Source organism: Kitasatospora sp. NPDC006697 (assembly GCF_042869935.1).
Lineage (GTDB): Bacteria > Actinomycetota > Actinomycetes > Streptomycetales > Streptomycetaceae > Kitasatospora.
Genome location: NZ_JBIAGU010000014.1, coordinates 53640 through 71105, shown reverse-complemented (window position 1 = coordinate 71105; position 17466 = coordinate 53640). Strand labels below are relative to the sequence as shown.

General features: G+C 74.7%; 13 protein-coding genes. 12 read left to right on the top strand and 1 reads right to left on the bottom strand.

What is annotated here, in order from left to right:
* Window positions 1–12 precede the first annotated feature (12 nt).
* The 11 genes from argG (at window position 13) to ACFYNO_RS20955 (ending at window position 14946) form a co-directional block, all read left to right on the top strand.
* Window positions 13–1461 (top strand): argininosuccinate synthase, encoded by a 1449-nt coding sequence (gene argG / locus ACFYNO_RS21005; RefSeq protein ID WP_388014231.1) that lies wholly within the window; start codon window positions 13–15, stop codon window positions 1459–1461.
* 178 nt (window positions 1462–1639) lie between these two features.
* A complete protein-coding gene (gene argH, locus ACFYNO_RS21000) occupies window positions 1640–3070 on the top strand; it encodes an argininosuccinate lyase (protein WP_388014228.1) in 1431 nt (476 codons plus the stop codon).
* Window positions 3071–3325: 255 nt separating this feature from the next.
* Window positions 3326–3826 (top strand): GNAT family N-acetyltransferase, encoded by a 501-nt coding sequence (locus ACFYNO_RS20995; RefSeq protein WP_388014225.1) that lies wholly within the window; start codon window positions 3326–3328, stop codon window positions 3824–3826.
* Window positions 3827–4272: 446 nt separating this feature from the next.
* The gene (locus ACFYNO_RS20990) at window positions 4273–5301 is read left to right on the top strand and encodes a methionine ABC transporter ATP-binding protein (RefSeq protein ID WP_388014222.1); all 1029 of its coding nucleotides are present in this window, start codon (window positions 4273–4275) and stop codon (window positions 5299–5301) included.
* Complete coding sequence (locus ACFYNO_RS20985) at window positions 5298–5999, top strand: methionine ABC transporter permease (RefSeq protein WP_388014219.1); 702 nt, start codon at window positions 5298–5300, stop codon at window positions 5997–5999. Before ACFYNO_RS20990 ends, ACFYNO_RS20985 begins: the two co-directional genes overlap by 4 nt.
* 72 nt (window positions 6000–6071) lie before the next feature.
* Window positions 6072–6896, top strand: a complete 825-nt coding sequence (locus tag ACFYNO_RS20980; protein WP_388014216.1) for a MetQ/NlpA family ABC transporter substrate-binding protein — start codon at window positions 6072–6074, stop codon at window positions 6894–6896.
* 137 nt (window positions 6897–7033) lie between these two features.
* Window positions 7034–7666, top strand: a complete 633-nt coding sequence (locus ACFYNO_RS20975; protein WP_388014213.1) for a GNAT family N-acetyltransferase — start codon at window positions 7034–7036, stop codon at window positions 7664–7666.
* A 157-nt stretch (window positions 7667–7823) separates the two neighbouring features.
* A complete protein-coding gene (gene cbiE / locus ACFYNO_RS20970) occupies window positions 7824–9047 on the top strand; it encodes a precorrin-6y C5,15-methyltransferase (decarboxylating) subunit CbiE (RefSeq protein ID WP_388014210.1) in 1224 nt (407 codons plus the stop codon).
* A gap of 482 nt (window positions 9048–9529) precedes the next feature.
* Window positions 9530–12778 carry a nicotinate-nucleotide--dimethylbenzimidazole phosphoribosyltransferase gene (gene cobT / locus ACFYNO_RS20965; RefSeq protein WP_388014207.1) on the top strand — a complete coding sequence of 1083 codons (3249 nt, stop codon included), beginning with the start codon at window positions 9530–9532 and terminating at the stop codon, window positions 12776–12778.
* Between the two features lie 98 nt (window positions 12779–12876).
* Window positions 12877–14118 (top strand): uroporphyrinogen-III C-methyltransferase, encoded by a 1242-nt coding sequence (cobA, locus tag ACFYNO_RS20960; RefSeq protein ID WP_388014204.1) that lies wholly within the window; start codon window positions 12877–12879, stop codon window positions 14116–14118.
* A gap of 21 nt (window positions 14119–14139) precedes the next feature.
* Window positions 14140–14946, top strand: a complete 807-nt coding sequence (locus ACFYNO_RS20955; RefSeq protein WP_388014201.1) for a TrmH family RNA methyltransferase — start codon at window positions 14140–14142, stop codon at window positions 14944–14946.
* 4 nt (window positions 14947–14950) lie between these two features.
* Here ACFYNO_RS20955 and ACFYNO_RS20950 read toward each other — a convergent pair whose 3' ends face one another.
* The gene (locus ACFYNO_RS20950) at window positions 14951–15820 is read right to left on the bottom strand and encodes a sigma-70 family RNA polymerase sigma factor (protein WP_388014198.1); all 870 of its coding nucleotides are present in this window, start codon (window positions 15818–15820) and stop codon (window positions 14951–14953) included.
* A 223-nt stretch (window positions 15821–16043) separates the two neighbouring features.
* Here ACFYNO_RS20950 and ACFYNO_RS20945 point away from each other — a divergent pair, with 223 nt between their 5' ends.
* Complete coding sequence (locus tag ACFYNO_RS20945) at window positions 16044–17150, top strand: alkene reductase (protein WP_388014195.1); 1107 nt, start codon at window positions 16044–16046, stop codon at window positions 17148–17150.
* Window positions 17151–17466 lie beyond the last annotated feature (316 nt).

Sequence of the window (17466 nt, the reverse complement as noted above, 5' to 3'; positions counted from 1 at the left end):
CATAATCTTCCTATGTCCAAGGTCCTCACCTCCCTCCCGGCCGGCGAGCGCGTCGGCATCGCCTTCTCCGGTGGTCTCGACACCTCGGTCGCGGTCGCCTGGATGCGCGACAAGGGCGCCGTCCCGTGCACCTACACCGCCAACATCGGCCAGTACGACGAACCGGACATCGACTCCGTCCCCAGCCGTGCGAAGTCCTACGGGGCCGAGGTCGCACGGCTGGTGGACTGCCGTGCGGCGCTGGTCGAGGAGGGCCTGGCGGCGCTCACCTGCGGCGCGTTCCACATCCGCTCGGGCGGGCGGTCCTACTTCAACACCACCCCGCTGGGCCGCGCCGTCACCGGCACCCTGCTGGTCCGCGCGATGCTGGAGGACGACGTCCAGATCTGGGGCGACGGCTCCACGTTCAAGGGCAACGACATCGAGCGGTTCTACCGCTACGGCCTGCTGGCCAACCCGCACCTGCGGATCTACAAGCCGTGGCTGGACGCGGACTTCGTGACCGAGCTCGGCGGCCGCAAGGAGATGTCCGAGTGGCTGGTCGCGCACGGCCTGCCCTACCGGGACAGCACCGAGAAGGCCTACTCCACCGACGCCAACATCTGGGGCGCCACCCACGAGGCGAAGACCCTGGAGCACCTGAACACCGGCGTCGAGACCGTCGAGCCGATCATGGGCGTGCGGTTCTGGGACCCGTCGGTGGAGATCACCGCCGAGGACGTGACCATCGGCTTCGAGCAGGGCCGCCCGGTCACCATCAACGGCAAGTCCTTCGCCACCGCGGTCGACCTGGTGATGGAGGCCAACGCGGTCGGCGGCCGGCACGGCCTGGGCATGTCCGACCAGATCGAGAACCGGATCATCGAGGCCAAGAGCCGCGGCATCTACGAGGCCCCCGGCATGGCCCTGCTGCACGCCGCCTACGAGCGCCTGGTCAACGCGATCCACAACGAGGACACCGTCGCCCAGTACCACAACGAGGGCCGCCGGCTCGGCCGCCTGATGTACGAGGGCCGCTGGCTGGACCCGCAGGCCCTGATGGTCCGTGAGTCGCTGCAGCGCTGGGTCGGCACCGCCGTCACCGGCGAGGTGACGCTGCGGCTGCGCCGGGGTGAGGACTACTCGATCCTGGACACCACCGGCCCGGCCTTCAGCTACCACCCGGACAAGCTCTCCATGGAGCGTACCGAGGACGCCGCCTTCGGCCCGGTGGACCGGATCGGCCAGCTGACCATGCGCAACCTGGACATCGCCGACTCGCGGGCCAAGCTCGAGCAGTACGCCGACCTCGGCCTGCTCGGCAGCGGCTCGGAGGCCGTCGGCGCCGCCCAGGCGGCGGCCACCGGCCTGATCGGCAACCTGCCGCAGGGCGGCGCCCAGGCCATCTCCGCCGCCGGCAGCACCGTCAACGCCGACGAGGCGCTGCTGAACCGTGCCGCGATGGAGTCCGGGACGGACTGACGCCGGTGCGGTCGGGACCGCCGGCCTGCTCGACGCCGGACGGAGCACGGGACGCCCGCCGCGACGCCACCTGATCCACCGTCACCACCGAAGCACCCCTTCCGAGCCCCGGCCCCAGCTCTCCTCCTGCGGCCGGGGCTCACCCCCATCATTCGCAACCCAGCAAGGAGCCATCGCGATGTCTGCCGAAAAGCCCGCCGACGTGCGCCTGTGGGGCGCCCGGTTCGCCGACGGACCCTCGGAGGCGCTGGCCAAGCTCTCCGCCTCGGTCCACTTCGACTGGCGGCTCGCCCCCTACGACATCGCCGGCTCCCGTGCGCACGCCCGGGTGCTGAACCGGGCCGGGCTGCTCACCGATGACGAACTCGCCGCCATGCTCGGCGGGTTGGACCAGCTGCTGGCCGACGTCGAGTCCGGCGCGTTCACCGGCACGGTGGCCGACGAGGACGTGCACACCGCCCTCGAGCGCGGTCTGCTGGAGCGGCTCGGTGCCGACCTCGGCGGCAAGCTGCGGGCCGGCCGGTCCCGCAACGACCAGATCGCCACCCTGTTCCGGATGTACCTGCGCGACCACGCCCGGATCATCGGCGGCCTGCTGCTCGACCTCCAGGAGGCGCTGGTCGGCCTGGCCGAGGCGCACCCGGAGACCGCGATGCCGGGCCGCACCCACCTGCAGCACGCCCAGCCGGTGCTCTTCGCGCACCACGTGCTGGCCCACGTGCAGGCGCTGGGCCGGGACGCCGAGCGGCTGCGGCAGTGGGACGCCCGCACCGCCGTGAGCCCGTACGGCTCCGGCGCGCTGGCCGGCTCCTCGCTCGGCCTGGACCCGCAGGCGGTCGCCGCCGACCTCGGCTTCGAGGGCGGCTCGGCGGGCAACTCGATCGACGGCACCGCCTCGCGGGACTTCGTCGCCGAGTTCGCCTTCGTCACCGCGATGATCGGCATCAACCTCTCCCGGATCGCGGAGGAGGTGATCATCTGGAACACCAAGGAGTTCGGCTTCATCACGCTGCACGACGCCTTCTCCACCGGCTCCTCGATCATGCCGCAGAAGAAGAACCCGGACATCGCCGAGCTGGCCCGGGGCAAGTCCGGCCGGCTGATCGGCAACCTGGCCGGCCTGCTGGCCACCCTCAAGGCGCTGCCGCTGGCCTACAACCGGGACCTCCAGGAGGACAAGGAGCCGGTCTTCGACTCCTGCGACACGCTCGAGGTCCTGCTGCCCGCCTTCACCGGCATGATGGCCACGCTGACGGTGCACCGGGAGCGGCTGGAGGAGCTCGCCCCGGCCGGCTTCTCGCTCGCCACCGACATCGCCGAGTGGCTGGTCAAGCGCGGCGTCCCGTTCCGGGTCGCGCACGAGGTGGCCGGAGCCTGCGTCAAGGTCTGCGAGGGCCAGGGCATCGAGCTGTGGGACCTGACCGACGAGCAGTTCGCCGGCATCTCCCCGCACCTGACGCCTGAGGTCCGCGAGGTGCTGAGCGTGCACGGCGCGATCGGCGCCCGCAACGGCCGCGGCGGCACCGCGCCGAGCGCCGTCGCCGTCCAGCTCGGCGAGGTGAAGGCCGACCTGGCGGTGCAGCGCGAGTGGGCCGCGCCGACCGCCTGAGGGCCCGCCGGCACTCGGGCAATCGGCGGACGGATCGCGCCGTCCGCGTGATTTCCGCCACCTGCGGGATGCGAGTTGGTTGAGAACAGCTGAAGGCTGGGTAGAGCGCTGGCGAACGTATCGGCGAAGTCTGCTGGTACGGTCTTGCGCTACTCCCCGGTCCGGGCGACCCCCGGCCGGGCGACCTCCGGCTGGCCACCCGGTGCAGACCCTCACACTGCGCGCCGGGACTCGACGATTGGGAGGCCCCCGCACATGGGCATGAGCGTGATCATCTCGACCGCGACCGAGCAGGACACCGAGCAGATCCTCAAACTCCAGTACCTGGGCTTCCAGAGCGAGGCCGAGCTGTACGGCGACTGGTCGATCGAACCGCTCACCCAGAGCCTGGAGAGCCTGCGCCGCGAGCTGGCCGACCGGCACGTGCTGGTCGCCCGCCTCGGCGACGAGGTCGTCGGCACGGTGCGCGGCCGGGTGGACGAGGACGGCGTCGGGCGGATAAGCCGCCTGGTGGTCCACCCGCGGATGCAGCGGCACGGCCTCGGCGGCCGGCTGCTGCGCGCGGTGGAGGAGCGGCTGCTGGCCGAGCAGCCGGTCCGCGCCTTCCGGCTCTTCACCGGCCACCGCAGCCTGGGCAACCTGCGGCTCTACGCCCGCCAGGGCTACCAGCAGACCGAGGTCCGCCAGGCCGGGCCCGGCCTGAGCTTCGTCGTGCTGGAGAAGCCGGTGCACCAGGCGCTGGCCACCGCGGTCTGACCCGCCCGGCCCCTGCCGACCGAACGGCCCCACCCTTCCGGGTGGGGCCGTTCGGCGTTCCGTGGCCCGGCAGAGCCCTTGCGGCTCAAGGGTCGTGTCCGGAATGCGGACATGGCGTCCTGTTCATTGGGACGTGGGTGGTTCATCTGTTTTACTGGTTCACATGACTGCGACGACGAAATCCACCGCCACCGGCACCATGCCGGCAGGTGTGCGTGGCATGTGTTGTCGAATGTGTCAGTTCTGATCGGGCGCCAGTAGCCCCGGGCCACCGGCCCGCCGCCCGGCCCCGCCCCACCCCCGCGGTCCACTCCGCCGCCTCCGCGGCCCCGACCGCCGCGTGACCTCCCCTCCCTCCCGGCCCGGCCGGACGCATGCGCACGCCCCTTACGGGCTGGCGGCCGTGCGTCCGCGAACGCCGTGCCCCCCGACAGACGGAAGCAGCTGTGATCACCACCACGGGCCTCGAAAAGGTCTACACCTCTCGCGGACGCGAGGTCAGCGCCCTGCGCGGCGTCGACCTGCACGTGCGCGAAGGCGAGGTGTACGGAGTCGTCGGCACCAGCGGCGCCGGCAAGAGCACCCTGATCCGCTGCGTCAACATGCTGGAGCGCCCGACCGCCGGCACCGTCACGGTGGACGGCGTCGAACTCACCGCGCTGGCCGGCAGCGAGGCCCGGGCCGGCCGCGAACTGCGCGCCGCCCGCCGCCGGATCGGCATGGTCTTCCAGCACTTCAACCTGCTGGCCTCCCGCACCGTGCAGCAGAACGTCGAACTGCCGCTGGAGATCACCGGCCTGGACCGCACCGGCCGCCGCCGCAGGGCCGCCGAGCTGCTGGACCTGGTCGGCCTGGCCGACAAGGCCCGCAGCTACCCGAACCAGCTCTCCGGCGGCCAGAAGCAGCGGGTCGGCATCGCCCGCGCGCTGGCCGGCGACCCCAAGGTGCTGCTCTCCGACGAGGCCACCTCGGCCCTCGACCCGGAGACCACCCGCTCGGTGCTGGAGCTGCTGCGCACGCTCAACCAGGAGCTCGGCCTCACCGTGCTGCTGATCACCCATGAGATGGACGTCATCAAGTCGGTCTGCGACTCGGCCGCGCTGATGCGCGACGGGCGGATCGTCGAGTCCGGCACGCTCACCGACCTGCTCGCCACCGGCGGGTCCCAGCTGGCCCGCGAGCTCTTCCCGCTCCCGGAGTCCGGCACGGCCGGCCCCGCCGGCACCGTGCTGGAGATCACCTTCCAGGGCGACAGCTCCGGACAGCCGTTCATCTCCCAGCTGGCCCGCACCTACCAGATCGACATCAACATCCTCGGCGCCGCCGTGGAGACCGTCGCCGGCCGCCAGGTCGGCCGGATGCGGGTCCAGCTGCCCGGCAGCCACCAGGACAACGTCGTGCCGATCGGCTACCTGCGCGAGCAGGGCCTCCAGGTCGACGTCCTCACCCACGAGACCACGGGAGCCCTCGCATGACCTGGGACGACATGCAGCCGCTGCTGCACGACGCCACCATCGAGACGCTCCAGATGGTCGGCCTCGCCACCCTGGTGACGGTGCTGCTCGGCCTGCCGCTCGGCGTGCTGCTGGTCCTCACCGGCCAGGGCGGGCTGCTGCGCAACCGGCCGGTCAACAAGGTGGTCGGCGCGATCGTCAACATCGGTCGCTCGCTCCCGTTCGTGATCCTGCTGGTCGCGCTGATCCCGTTCACCCGCTGGGTGGTCGGCACCTCGATCGGCTGGCAGGCCGCCACCGTGCCGCTGGCCGTCGGCGCCATCCCGTTCTTCGCCCGGCTGGTGGAGAGCGCGGTGCGCGGGGTCGACGGCGGACTGGTCGAGGCCGTCCAGGCGATGGGCGGCTCCACCTGGACCGTGGTCCGCAAGGCCCTGCTGCCCGAGGCGCTGCCCGCCCTGGTCTCCGCGCTGACCACCACCGTGATCGCGCTGGTCGGCTACTCCGCGATGGCCGGCACGGTCGGCGGCGGCGGCCTCGGCAACCTCGCCATCACCTACGGCTACATGCGGTTCGAGACCGGCTTCATGGTCGTCATCGTGATCGAACTGGTGGTGCTGGTCACCCTGGTCCAGCTGATCGGCGACCTGGTCGGCCGCCGGCTCGGCCACCGCGGCGCCGCCGCCACCGGCCCGCTCGCCCGGTTGCGCCGCGCCGCCTGACACCCCCGCAGACTTCCGCCGCCCGGGACCCCGGGTGCGCGGCCACACCCCCAACGGAGAAAGGCACTTTTCGTGCGTACCGTCCTGAAGACCAGCATCGCCGCCCTCGCCGTCACCGGCCTCACCCTGGGCGCCGCTGCCTGCTCCAGCTCCTCCTCCTCGAACAGCGCTGACAAGCCGCTCGTGGTGATCGCCAGCCCCACCCCGCACGCCCAGATCCTGGACTACATCCGGGACCACCTGGCCGCCAAGGCGGGCCTCAAGCTGACCGTCCGCGAGGTCTCCGACTACACGCTGCAGAACCCCGCCGTGCAGGACGGCTCCGCCGACGCCAACTTCTTCCAGCACGTCCCCTACCTGACCGACTTCAACAAGACCCACGGCACCGCCATCGTGCCGGTCGAGACGGTCCACCTGGAGCCGCTGGGCACCTACTCCAAGAAGGTCAAGTCGATCGCCGACCTGGCCGACGGCGCCCAGGTCGCCGTGCCCAACGACGCCACCAACGAGGGCCGGGCGCTCAAGCTGCTCGCCGACAACAACGTGATCACCCTCAAGGACGGCGTCGGCACCGCCGCCACCCCGCACGACGTCACCGGCAACCCCAAGCACCTCAAGTTCAAGGAGCTGGACGCCGCCCAGCTGCCCCGCGCGCTGGACGACGTGGACGCCGCGGTGATCAACGGCAACTACGCCGAGGGCGCCGGCCTCAAGCCCGCCAAGGACGCGATCCTGCTGGAGAAGGCCGCCGACAACCCGTACGCCAACGTGCTGGCCGTCAAGAAGGGCAAGGAGAACGACCCGCGGGTGCAGAAGCTGGCCCAGCTGCTGCACTCCGACGAGGTGAAGAAGTACATCGAGGACACCTTCCAGGGCTCGGTCATCCCGGCCTTCTGAACCCTCGGCTGAACGCGGGGCCCCGTCGCGCGGCGGGGCCCCGCACCATGCCCCGGAACTGACGCCCCGTCCACCCGCGGCGCCGAGTGCGCCGGGCGGGGCGTACCGTGGGTGCACACCCGGCGAGGAGAGACGGTATGCCAGCGAGCTTCCCCGAGACCGCGATCAGCACCGAACGGCTGCTGCTGCGCCCCTTGGAGGAGGGCGACGCGCCCGAGCTGGTCGCCATGATGGCCGACGACCTGGTGCTCAGCTGGACCGACGTGCCCCAGCCCTACACCGCCGCGCACGCCCTGGACTGGATCCGCCGGCAGGCCCCGGCCGCCCGGGCCCAGGGCCGCGGCATCGCCTTCGCCGTCACCGAGAACCTGACCCAGCGGCTGGTCGGCACCGTCGAGCTGCGGCAGACCGACTGGCGGCTGCTCAGCACCGAGGCCGCCTACGTCACCGCGCCCTGGGCCCGCGGTGAGGGCTACGCGGTGGAGTCGCTGCTCGGCGTCGCCCAGTGGCTCTTCGAGGACCGCGGCTTCCACCGCCTGGAGCTGCGCACCGCCGCCGGCAACACCGCCGCCCAGCAGGTCGCCCAGAAGATCGGCTGCATCAGCGAGGGCGTGCTGCGCAGCGCCTGGATAGTGCGCACCGGCGAGGTCGGCTCGGCGGGGGAGGAGAGCCGCAGCGACCTGATCCTGTGGAGCCTGCTCCCCGAGGACCTGGACGAACCGGACTCGGCCGACGGCTTCCTGAAGGACCGTTACGCCATGCAGGACTGAGCCTGCGGACGCCGCCGCGCGCCACGCAGTCGGCCAGGACCGCCCCGCTGCCGCCGCCCCGGCGCGGCCACCAGGTAACCTCTGCTGCTGGGCGGACGGCCCAGGCAGCGGGGGCGCAGCGCCTCCCGCGCTGAGAACTCGAGGGAGAGCAGCCGCGATGGCTGACCGGATCACGGTCATCGGGTGGGACGGAACGCCGCTGACCGAGGCGGCCGCCTCCGCGCTCGCCGGCGCCACCCTGGTGGCAGGGGCGCCGTACCAGCTGGGCGCACTGCCCGTGCCCGCCGCCGCCGAGCGGATCGCGCTCGGCAGCGTGGAGAGCGCCGCCCGCCGGATCGCCGAGCACCGCGGCGCCGCGGTGGTGGTCGCCGAAGGCGACCCGGGCTTCTTCGGGGTGGTGCGCGCGCTGCGCCGGCCCGAGTACGGCCTGGAGCTGGAGGTGCTGCCCGCCGTCTCCTCGGTCGCGGCCGCCTTCGCCCGGGCCGGCATGCCCTGGGAGGACGCCCAGGTGGTCTCCACCCACGGCGGCCGGCTGCGCCGGGCCGCCAACGTCTGCCGGGCCTACTCCAAGGTCGCCGTGCTGACCAGCGCCGACGCCGGGCCCAGCGAGCTGGCCCTGATGCTGCGCGGGGTGCACCGCACCTTCGTGGTCTGCGAGGCGCTGGGCACCGAGGACGAGGACGTCACCGTGCTCACCTCGGACCGGGTGCCCGACCACGACTGGCGCGACCCCAACGTGGTGCTGGTGATCGGCGGCTCCACCCCGCAGAACCAGGCCGTGGACGCCACCTCCGGCTGGCTGGCCGGCCGCCCGGTCGGCTACCCCGGCACCGAGCGCGGCTGGGCGCTGCCCGGCGACGCCTACGACGGCGACTCGCCGCGCACCCTCTCGCCGCAGACCCGGGCCGTGGTGCTGGCCCGGCTCGGCCCGGGCCCCGGCGACCTGGTCTGGTGCGTGGGCGCGGGCAGCGGGGCGCTCGCGGTGGAGACCGCGCGGTTCGGCGCCGCCGTGGTCGCCGTCGAGGAGGACGCGGCGACCTGCGCCCGGATCGCGGTCAACGCCCGGCGGTTCGGCGTCGAGCTGGAGACCGCCGCGGGGCCGGCCACCGAGGCGCTGGGCGGACTGCCGGAGCCGGACGCGGTGGTGGTGGAGCAGGGCGGCGCCGAGGTGGTGGCCGCGGTGCTGACCCGCCGTCCGGCCCGGCTGGTGGCGCTGGCGGGCACGGTGGCCGCGGCCGCCGAGATCCGCGCCGTGGTGACCGCGGCCGGCTACCGGATGGACGGCACGGTGCTGCAGTCCGCGCCGCTGGACGCGGCGCCCGAGCTGACCATCGGCGCCTTCGAGAGCACCCTGCTGCTCTGGGCCGAGCCCGCGCCCTGACCGGTTCCGGCCGCACCGGACCGGCGGGGTGACGGATCGACAAATGAGGATGATTCGGACAGCTGTGGCCCGAGGAGGGCGTCACGGCCGGTAGTCTGACGATCAGACTGCCGCTCTTCCTGCCGAGGCGGCGGACCGTGCCGACGTGGTGCAACCCACACGTGGATCGGTGCGTGGGCATTCGACTGGGGCAGGCCCGACCGGGAGAATGTCCCGGGGTTCCGGGCCGGTCGTGCCGGATGCCCCGGGCTGTCGTTAGTTCAGATGGCGGTGCCCGGCATCCGTGTGGCGGACCGGGCGCGGTCGGGCCGTGCGGGCCCGCCGCGACCGTCGGACGGCCCACGGCGCCGCGCCCCGCGCGGCGGTCGGCAGGTTGGACGGTGGGGTGGGCCGGTCTCCGGCTTGGACCCGGAGCGGGCGGCGCGCCTCGGTCGGCGACCGGGACGCCAAGGACGCGGAAGCGGCCTGGAAGGAGTGTTGACATGACCGATGGCGGTCACGTCCCCAGCGAGGGACGGCCGGAGCACCTGCTCCCCGGGACCGGGCACGAACCGGCGCAGGGAGGTGGCGGGTGGGGCGGCGACCCCGTCGGCCAGTCCGTACCCGGGGGCCACGTCCCCGTGTACACCTTCATCGACCAGCCGGACGACGACGAGGACGTGCTGCTGATGCCCGGCCCGCAGAGCGGCTGGGTCGACCCGGCCGCCACCCCGGTGGTACCGCTCGGGGACGCGCTGACGGCGCCCGCGGCCGGCGGCTTCGCGGCCCAGCCCGCGCCCGGCTACCCGGTCGCGGAGGCGGCCGCTCCGCTGCAGGCGGTGCCGGTGGCGCAGCCCGTGCAGGCGGTTCCGGTGCAGGCCGTGCCGGTCGAGGCCGCGCCGCAGGCCGTCGCGCCGGTGGCGCCCGTGGCCGCGGCCGAGCAGCCGCCCGGCACGCCGGTGGAGCCGTCCTGGCCGCCGGTGACGCCGCCCGGGTACGCCGACCAGAGTGCCCCCGCTGCGCCGGCGCCGGGCGTCGTGCCCCCGCTGGCGGCCGTCGCCCCGGTGGCCGAGCCGGTCGCCGCGGTCGTGCCGGTCGCCGAGCCGGCCGCCGCTGCCGCCGAACCCGCCGCCCAGCAGCGGCGCCCGCTGCACGCCGGGCCGCCGATCCCGGACCCCTCGCTGATGACCGGTCAGGTGCCGGTCCGTTCGCTCGCCGACCGCGGCCCCGCCGGGGCCGGCGGCACGCCGCCGCACGGGGTGCCGGTCGTGGTGCTGCCGACGGCGGAGCCGGGCAGCGAGGCCACGCTGGTGCTGCCGGTGCAGCAGGCGCCGGTGGCGGCGGAGGCCGTCGTCGCCGCGCCGCCGGCCGTCGAGCCCGTGCCCGCGCCGGCGCCGGTGGTCGAGCAGGCGGTGCCGCTCGCCGAGGCCGCCGAGCCGGTCGCTGTGGCGCCCGTCGTCGCGGAGCCGGTCGCCGTCGAGCCGGTCGCCGTCGAGCCCGTCGCCGTGCAGCCGGAGGCGGTCCGGCCAGCGCCGGTGCAGGAGGCGCCGGCCCAGCCCGCCGCGCCCGCGCAGGCGGCCCCCGGCCAGCCGCGCCGGATCGCCGCGTTCCTCGCCGACCCCGCTCCGCTCGGCCTCGCCGTGGTGGACCAGGTGCCCGCCGCCGCGCCGGCCGCCGAGCCCGAGGCGCCCGCCCAGCCCACCGCCGAGGAGCCGGCCGCCGTCGTCGGCGAGCCGGTCGCGCAGCCCGTCGCCGAGTCGGCGGCCGAGGCGGCCGTCGAGCCGGTCGAGCCGGTGGCCGCCGCCGAGGCTGCCGCCGAGGCCCAGCCCGACCCGGCCGTCCCGATAGCGCCCGCCGCCACCGAGGCCGCGGAGCAGCCGGCCGCCCCCGTCGCGGTCCCCGGCGACGCCGCCGAGCCCGCCGCCGCTGCCGAGCAGCCGGTGGAGCCCGAGGGCGCCGCGGCAGCCGCCGAACCCGCCGAGCCCGAGGTCCCGCGCGGCCCGGCCGCCCCCGGCTACGACGAGGCCGCCCGCGACGCCGTCCACCAGGTGATGCGCGAGCGCCGCGACATCCGCAACGGCTTCCGCCCCGACCCCGTGCCGCACGAGGTGCTGCTCCGGGTCCTGGAGGCCGCCCACACCGCCCCCAGCGTCGGCTACTCGCAGCCCTGGGACTTCGTGGTGATCCGCTCCACCGAGACCCGGCGCAAGATGCACGCCCTGGCCGAGCGCCAGCGCGAGGCCTACGCCGACTCGCTGCCCAAGGGCCGGGCCAAGCAGTTCCGGGAGATCAAGATCGAGGCGATCCTCGACACCCCCGTGAACATCGTGGTCACCGCCGACCGCACCCGCGGCGGCCGGCACACCCTCGGCCGGCACACCCAGCCGCAGATGGCCCCCTACTCGGCCGCGCTGGCCGTGGAGAACCTCTGGCTGGCAGCCCGCGCCGAGGGCCTGGGCGTCGGCTGGGTCAGCTTCTTCGACGAGGAGGAGATGGTCCGCGAGCTCGGCCTCCCCGAGCACCTGGACGTCGTCGCCTACCTCTGCATCGGCTTCGTCGACGCCTTCCCGGACGAGCCCGAGCTCCAGCAGCAGGGCTGGGCCAAGAAGCGCCCGCTCTCCTGGGTGGTGCACGAGGAGCAGTACGGCAACCGCGCGCTGCCCGGCGAGGAGCCGCACAGCCTGCTCTCCGAGACCCTGCGCACCATCCGCCCGCTGGACGCCAAGGCGCTCGGCGAGGCCTGGGACCGGCAGAAGCGGATGACCAAGCCGGCCGGCTCGCTCGGCATGCTGGAGATCATCTCCGCCCAGCTCAGCGGCCTGTCCCGGAAGTGCCCGCCGCCGATCCCGGAGCCCGCCTGCGTGGCGATCTTCGCCGGCGACCACGGCGTGCACGCCCAGGGCGTCACCCCCTGGCCGCAGGAGGTCACCGCCCAGATGGTGGCCAACTTCCTGGCCGGCGGAGCCGTCGTCAACTCCTTCGCCGCCCAGGTCGGCGCCGAGGTCTGCGTGGTCGACGTCGGCGTCAAGGCCGACCTGCCGGACGCGATCCAGCAGGGCCGCACCACCGGCCTGCTGCCGCGCAAGGTCAAGCCCGGCACCGACGACATGACCCAGGGCCCGGCGATGAGCCGGGAGGAGGCGCTGAAGGCGCTGGAGACCGGCATCGAGACCGCCCGCGACCTGGTCGCGGCCGGCAACAAGATCCTGATCACCGGCGACATGGGCATCGCCAACACCACCGCCTCGGCCGCGCTGATCTCGGTCTTCACCGGCACCGACCCCGCCGAGGTCACCGGCCGCGGCACCGGCATCGACGACGAGACCCACGCCCGCAAGGTCGCCGTCATCCGCACCGCCCTGGAGCTGCACCAGCCCGACCCGACCGACCCGATCGGCGTACTCGCCGCGGTCGGCGGCCTGGAGCACGCGGCGATCGCCGGCTTCCTGCTCGGCGCCGCCTCGCTGCGCACCCCGGTGATCCTGGACGGCGTGATCGCCGGCTCGGCGGCCCTGGTCGCCAAGGCGATCGCCCCCGAGGTGCTGGCCGCCTGCATCGCCGGGCACCGCTCGGCCGAGCCCGGCCACCAGGCCGCGCTGGCCAAGATCGGCCTGCGGCCGCTGATCGACCTGGACCTGCGGCTCGGCGAGGGGACCGGCGCCCTGCTGGCACTCCCGCTGGTGCAGAGTGCGGCCCGGGCGATGCACGATGTAGCCACCTTCGACTCCGCCGGGGTCACCGAGAAGGGCTGACCCGGCCCTCCGTCGTCGGAACCCCGTACCGGCCCGAGGGCGCGCCGGTACGGGGCACTTCGCTACCCACATCCCCAGCCCCACAGGAGCCACCCGCGATGAACGCGCCCAACGTCCACCCGAGCACGTCAGGCCAGACCCCCTACCCCGTCGGACTGCTGCTGGCCGGCCGCCGGGTGCTGGTGGTCGGCGGCGGCCAGGTGGCCCAGCGCCGGCTGCCCGCCCTGATAGCCGCCGGCGCCGACGTCCAGCTGGTCTCGCCGGAAACCACCCCCGCGGTGCAGGCCATGGCCGACGCGGGCGAGATCACCTGGCACCGGCGCGGCTACGCCGCCGGGGACCTCGACGGCGCCTGGTACGCGCTGGTCGCCAGCTCCGACCCGGCCGTCAACGAGGCGGTCAGCGCCGCCGCCGAGCAGGCCCGGATCTTCTGCTCCCGCAGTGACGACGCCGCCGCGGCCACCGCCTGGACCCCCGCCAGCGGCCACGACGACGCCGGCACCACCGTCGCCGTGCTCACCGGCGACCCCCGGCACTCGGCCGCGCTGCGCAACGCCATCGTCGAGGGCCTGCGGGACGGCAGCCTGAGCGCCCGCCAGTACCGCACCCGGGCCGCCGGGGTGGCGCTGGTCGGCGGCGGCCCCGGCGACCCCGACCTGATCACCGTCCGCGGCCGCCGGCTGCTCGCCGACGCCGACGTGGTGGTCGCCGACCGGCTCGCCCCGCGCGAACTGCTCGCCGAACTGCCGCCGCACGTCGAGGTGATCGACGCCTCGAAGATCCCCTACGGGCGGCAGATGGCCCAGCAGGCGATCAACGAGGCGCTGCTGGAGCACGCCAAGGCCGGCAAGTTCGTGGTCCGGCTCAAGGGCGGCGACCCCTACGTCTTCGGCCGCGGCGGCGAGGAGCTGCTGGCCTGCGCCGAGGCGGGCATCCCGGTCACCGTGGTGCCCGGCATCTCCAGCTCGATCAGCGTGCCCGCCGCCGTCGGCATCCCGGTCACCCACCGCGGGCTCACCCAGGAGTTCACCGTGATCTCCGGGCACGTCGCCCCCGAGGACCCGCGCTCGCTGGTCAACTGGGAGGCCGCCGCCCAGCTCGGCGGCACCCTGGTGCTGCTGATGGCGGTCGAGCGGATCGGCGCCATCGCCGCCCGGCTGGTCGCCGCCGGACGCGCCGGCGACACGCCCGTCGCCGTGGTCCAGGAGGGCACCACCGCCGGCCAGCGCCGGATCGACGCCACCCTGGCCACCGTCGCCGACACCGTCGCCGCCGAGGGCGTCCGCCCGCCCGCCGTGATCGTCATCGGCGAGGTCGTGCACGTCCTCGACCACAGCTGACCCCTGCCAGGAAGCCCCGCCATGTCCCAGCCCAGCACCGTCACCGACCCCGCCGACCCCCGGCTCGCCGACTACACCGGCCTGACCGACGTCGAACTGCGCCGCCGCCGCGAACCCGCCGAAGGACTCTTCATCGCCGAGGGCGAGAAGGTCATCCGGCGGGCCCTGGCGGCCGGCTACGGGATGCGGTCGATGCTGCTCACCCCCAAGTGGCTGGACGTGATGGCCGACGTGATCGACGAGGCCGACGCCCCGGTGCACGTGGTCGAACCCGGACTGGCCGAACAGGTCACCGGCTACCACGTGCACCGCGGCGCGCTCGCCTCGATGGCCCGCAAGCCGCTGCCCGCCGCCGCCGGCCTGCTGGCCGGCGCCCGCCGGGTCGCGGTGCTCGAAGGGCTGGTCGACCACACCAACCTCGGCGCCATCTTCCGCAGCGCGGCCGCCCTCGGCATGGACGCCGTGCTGCTCTCCCCGGACTGCGCCGACCCGCTCTACCGGCGGGCCGTCAAGACCTCGATGGGCGCGGTCTTCTCGGTGCCGTACGCCCGGCTCGACCCGTGGCCCGGCGGGCTCGCCGTGCTGCGCGAGGCCGGCTTCCGGCTGCTCGCGCTCACCCCCGCCGAAGGCTCCGTCACCCTCGCCGAGGCCACCCCGCAGCTGCTCCCCAAGGCCGCGCTGATGCTCGGCGCCGAGGGCGACGGCCTGACCCGCGGCGCCCTGGCCGCCGCCGACACGCTGGTGCGGATCCCGATGGCGCACGGCATCGACTCGCTCAACGTGGGCGCGGCGGCGGCCGTCGCCTTCTACACCGTCAACGCGGGCTGAGCGTTCAGCAGAGTGCGGCCAGCTCGAGGGCGGCGATCCGGGCCGGGTCGGCGACCACCTCGTAGCCGGTCACCCGCCCGCCGGCCACCGAGACCAGCAGCACCAGCAGCAGCCGCCCGTGCGGCGCGACCACCACGCCCACCCGGCCGTCCACCAGCGCCGCCGCCGCGAACCCGCCCCTCCGCCCCAGCACCGCCGTCGCCCGGGCGACCGCCTCGGCACCGCGCAGCACCACCGGCGCACCGGCCGGCAGCACCGCCGGCTCCGCCCGGCGCACCACGTCCGGCGCCAGCAGCTCCAGCAGCGCGTCCAGCCGACCGCCGCGCGCCGCCGCCAGGAACGCCTCCACCACCCGCCGCTGCTCCGCGACCTCGGCCGGCGGCACCACCGGATTGCCCCGCACCCGCTGCCGGGCCCGGCTGGCCAGCTTCTTCGCGGCCACGGGGGAGCGGTCCACGATCGGCGCGATCTGCTCGAAGGGCAGCGCGAACAGGTCGTGCAGCACGAACGCCACCCTCTCGGCGGGCCCCAGCCGGTCCAGCACCACCAGCAGCGCCCGGCCCACCGAGTCCAGCAGCTCCACCTCCTGCTCCGGCCCCGGCTCGCCGTCCAGCGCCGCCACCGCCAGCCCCACCGGCTCCTCGGCGTGCGCCTTCCGCGCCCGCAGGCGGTCCAGGCAGAGCCGCGACACCACGGTGTGCAGCCAGGCCGTCAGATTCCGCACCTGCGCCGCCTCGGCGCGCTCCAACCGCAGCCAGGCATCCTGCACGGCGTCCTCCGCCTCGGCCACCGACCCGAGCATCCCGTACGCCAACCGCCGCAACCGGCCCCGCTCCGCCTCGAACTCCGCCACCCACACATCGGCACCAGCCACCGCGGCCACCTCTCCCGATCGACGCCGTCACCAGGTAGACGACCACCCGGCGAAAAAGGTGACCGCCGACGGGTGCCGTGCTGGGGGCCCGAGCGGTGGCCCGCCGGCCCCGGAAGTCATCGGCCCTCTCGCCGCCCCCGGTCACCTCCGCCCCCGCCCTCCCGTCTCCAGAGCAGCGCGCCGCGAACCCGCCCGCGCCGCCCGTCGAGCCAGGAGCAGCACCATGACCACCACCGCCACCGACCTCGCCCAGCTCCCGCTGCTGCGGCCCGCCGTCTTCGGCGACCTCGCCCTGAGCAACCGCATCATGCTCGCCCCCACCACCAGGTGCCGCGCCGACAACCCCGAGCTCGCACCCACCGAGCGCCATGCCGCCTACTACGCGCAGCGGGCCGGGGCCGGGCTGGTCGTCACCGAGGGGACCTGGATCAGCGAGGAGGCGATCGGCTACGTCCACGTCCCCGGCTGCTGGAGCGCAGCCCAGCTCGACGGCTGGCGCCGGGTCACCACCCTGGTGCACGCCCACGGCGGCCGGATCCTGCTGCAGCTCTGGCACGCCGGCGCCGTCTCGCACCCCGACCACCACGGCGGCGAGCTGCCGCTCGGCGCCTCGGCGGTCGCGCCCGACCAGCAGGTGTTCACCCCCACCGGCCCCAAGCCCGCCCCCGTGCCGCGGCCGATGACCCCCGCCGACCTCGGCCGTACCATCGACGCCTACCGCACCGCCGCGCTGAACGCCCGCGCCGCCGGCTTCGACGGCGTCGAGCTGCCCGCGCTCGGCTTCTCGCTGCTCGGCCAGTTCCTCGACCCCTGGCTCAACCGCCGCACCGACGGCTACGGCGGCGACCGCGCCAGCCGCCGCCGACTCCTGCTGGAGGTCATCGCGGCGGTCGCCGGCGCCTGGCCCGGCGAGCGCCGGACCGGCGTGCGGATCGGCCCCTGGCTGGCCGCGGGCACCGACCCGGACGCCGCCGAGCGGCTCGCCGAGGACTGCGCGGAACTCGCCACGGTGCTCAACGGCCACCCGCTGGCCTACCTCCACGTCCGCGGACCGGAAGTCGACGCACCCGACTTCTCGGCCTTCGCACGCTACCGGGAGCGCTTCGAGGGCCCGCTGATCGCCAACCTCGGCTTCGACGGCGAGACGGGCAACGCCGTCATCGAGTCCGGCCTCGCCGACGCGGTCTCCTACGCCACCCACTTCATCGCCAACCCGGACCTGGTCACCCGCCTCGCCCTGGGCCTCGCCCTGACGCCCAGCGACCCGGCGACGCACTACCAGGGCGGCGCGCGGGGCTACCTGGACCAGGGCTTCGCCGACTACGCGTGAGCGCCGGGGGCGCCGCCTACGGCGTCCCCGCCCCCGTGCCGCCCGCGACCCCCGCGCCCGGCCAGGACTCCTCCAACGACCCGTCAGACCGCACCGCGTACCGCGTGGTCGAGACCGCCCCCGTCTGGGGCACCCGCTCCTCGCGGATCAGCGCGCCCTCGTCGAGCCGCCAGGTCGCCGTCGCCGACGGGTCGGCCGCCGAGGTCCGGGCCGTCGCCAGCGCGGGTGCGTCGCCGGTGAAGGTGAACAGCTCCACCAGGTCCACCGGCACCGAACCCTCGGTCCGCCGCAGCACCACCACCTGCGCCTGGGCACC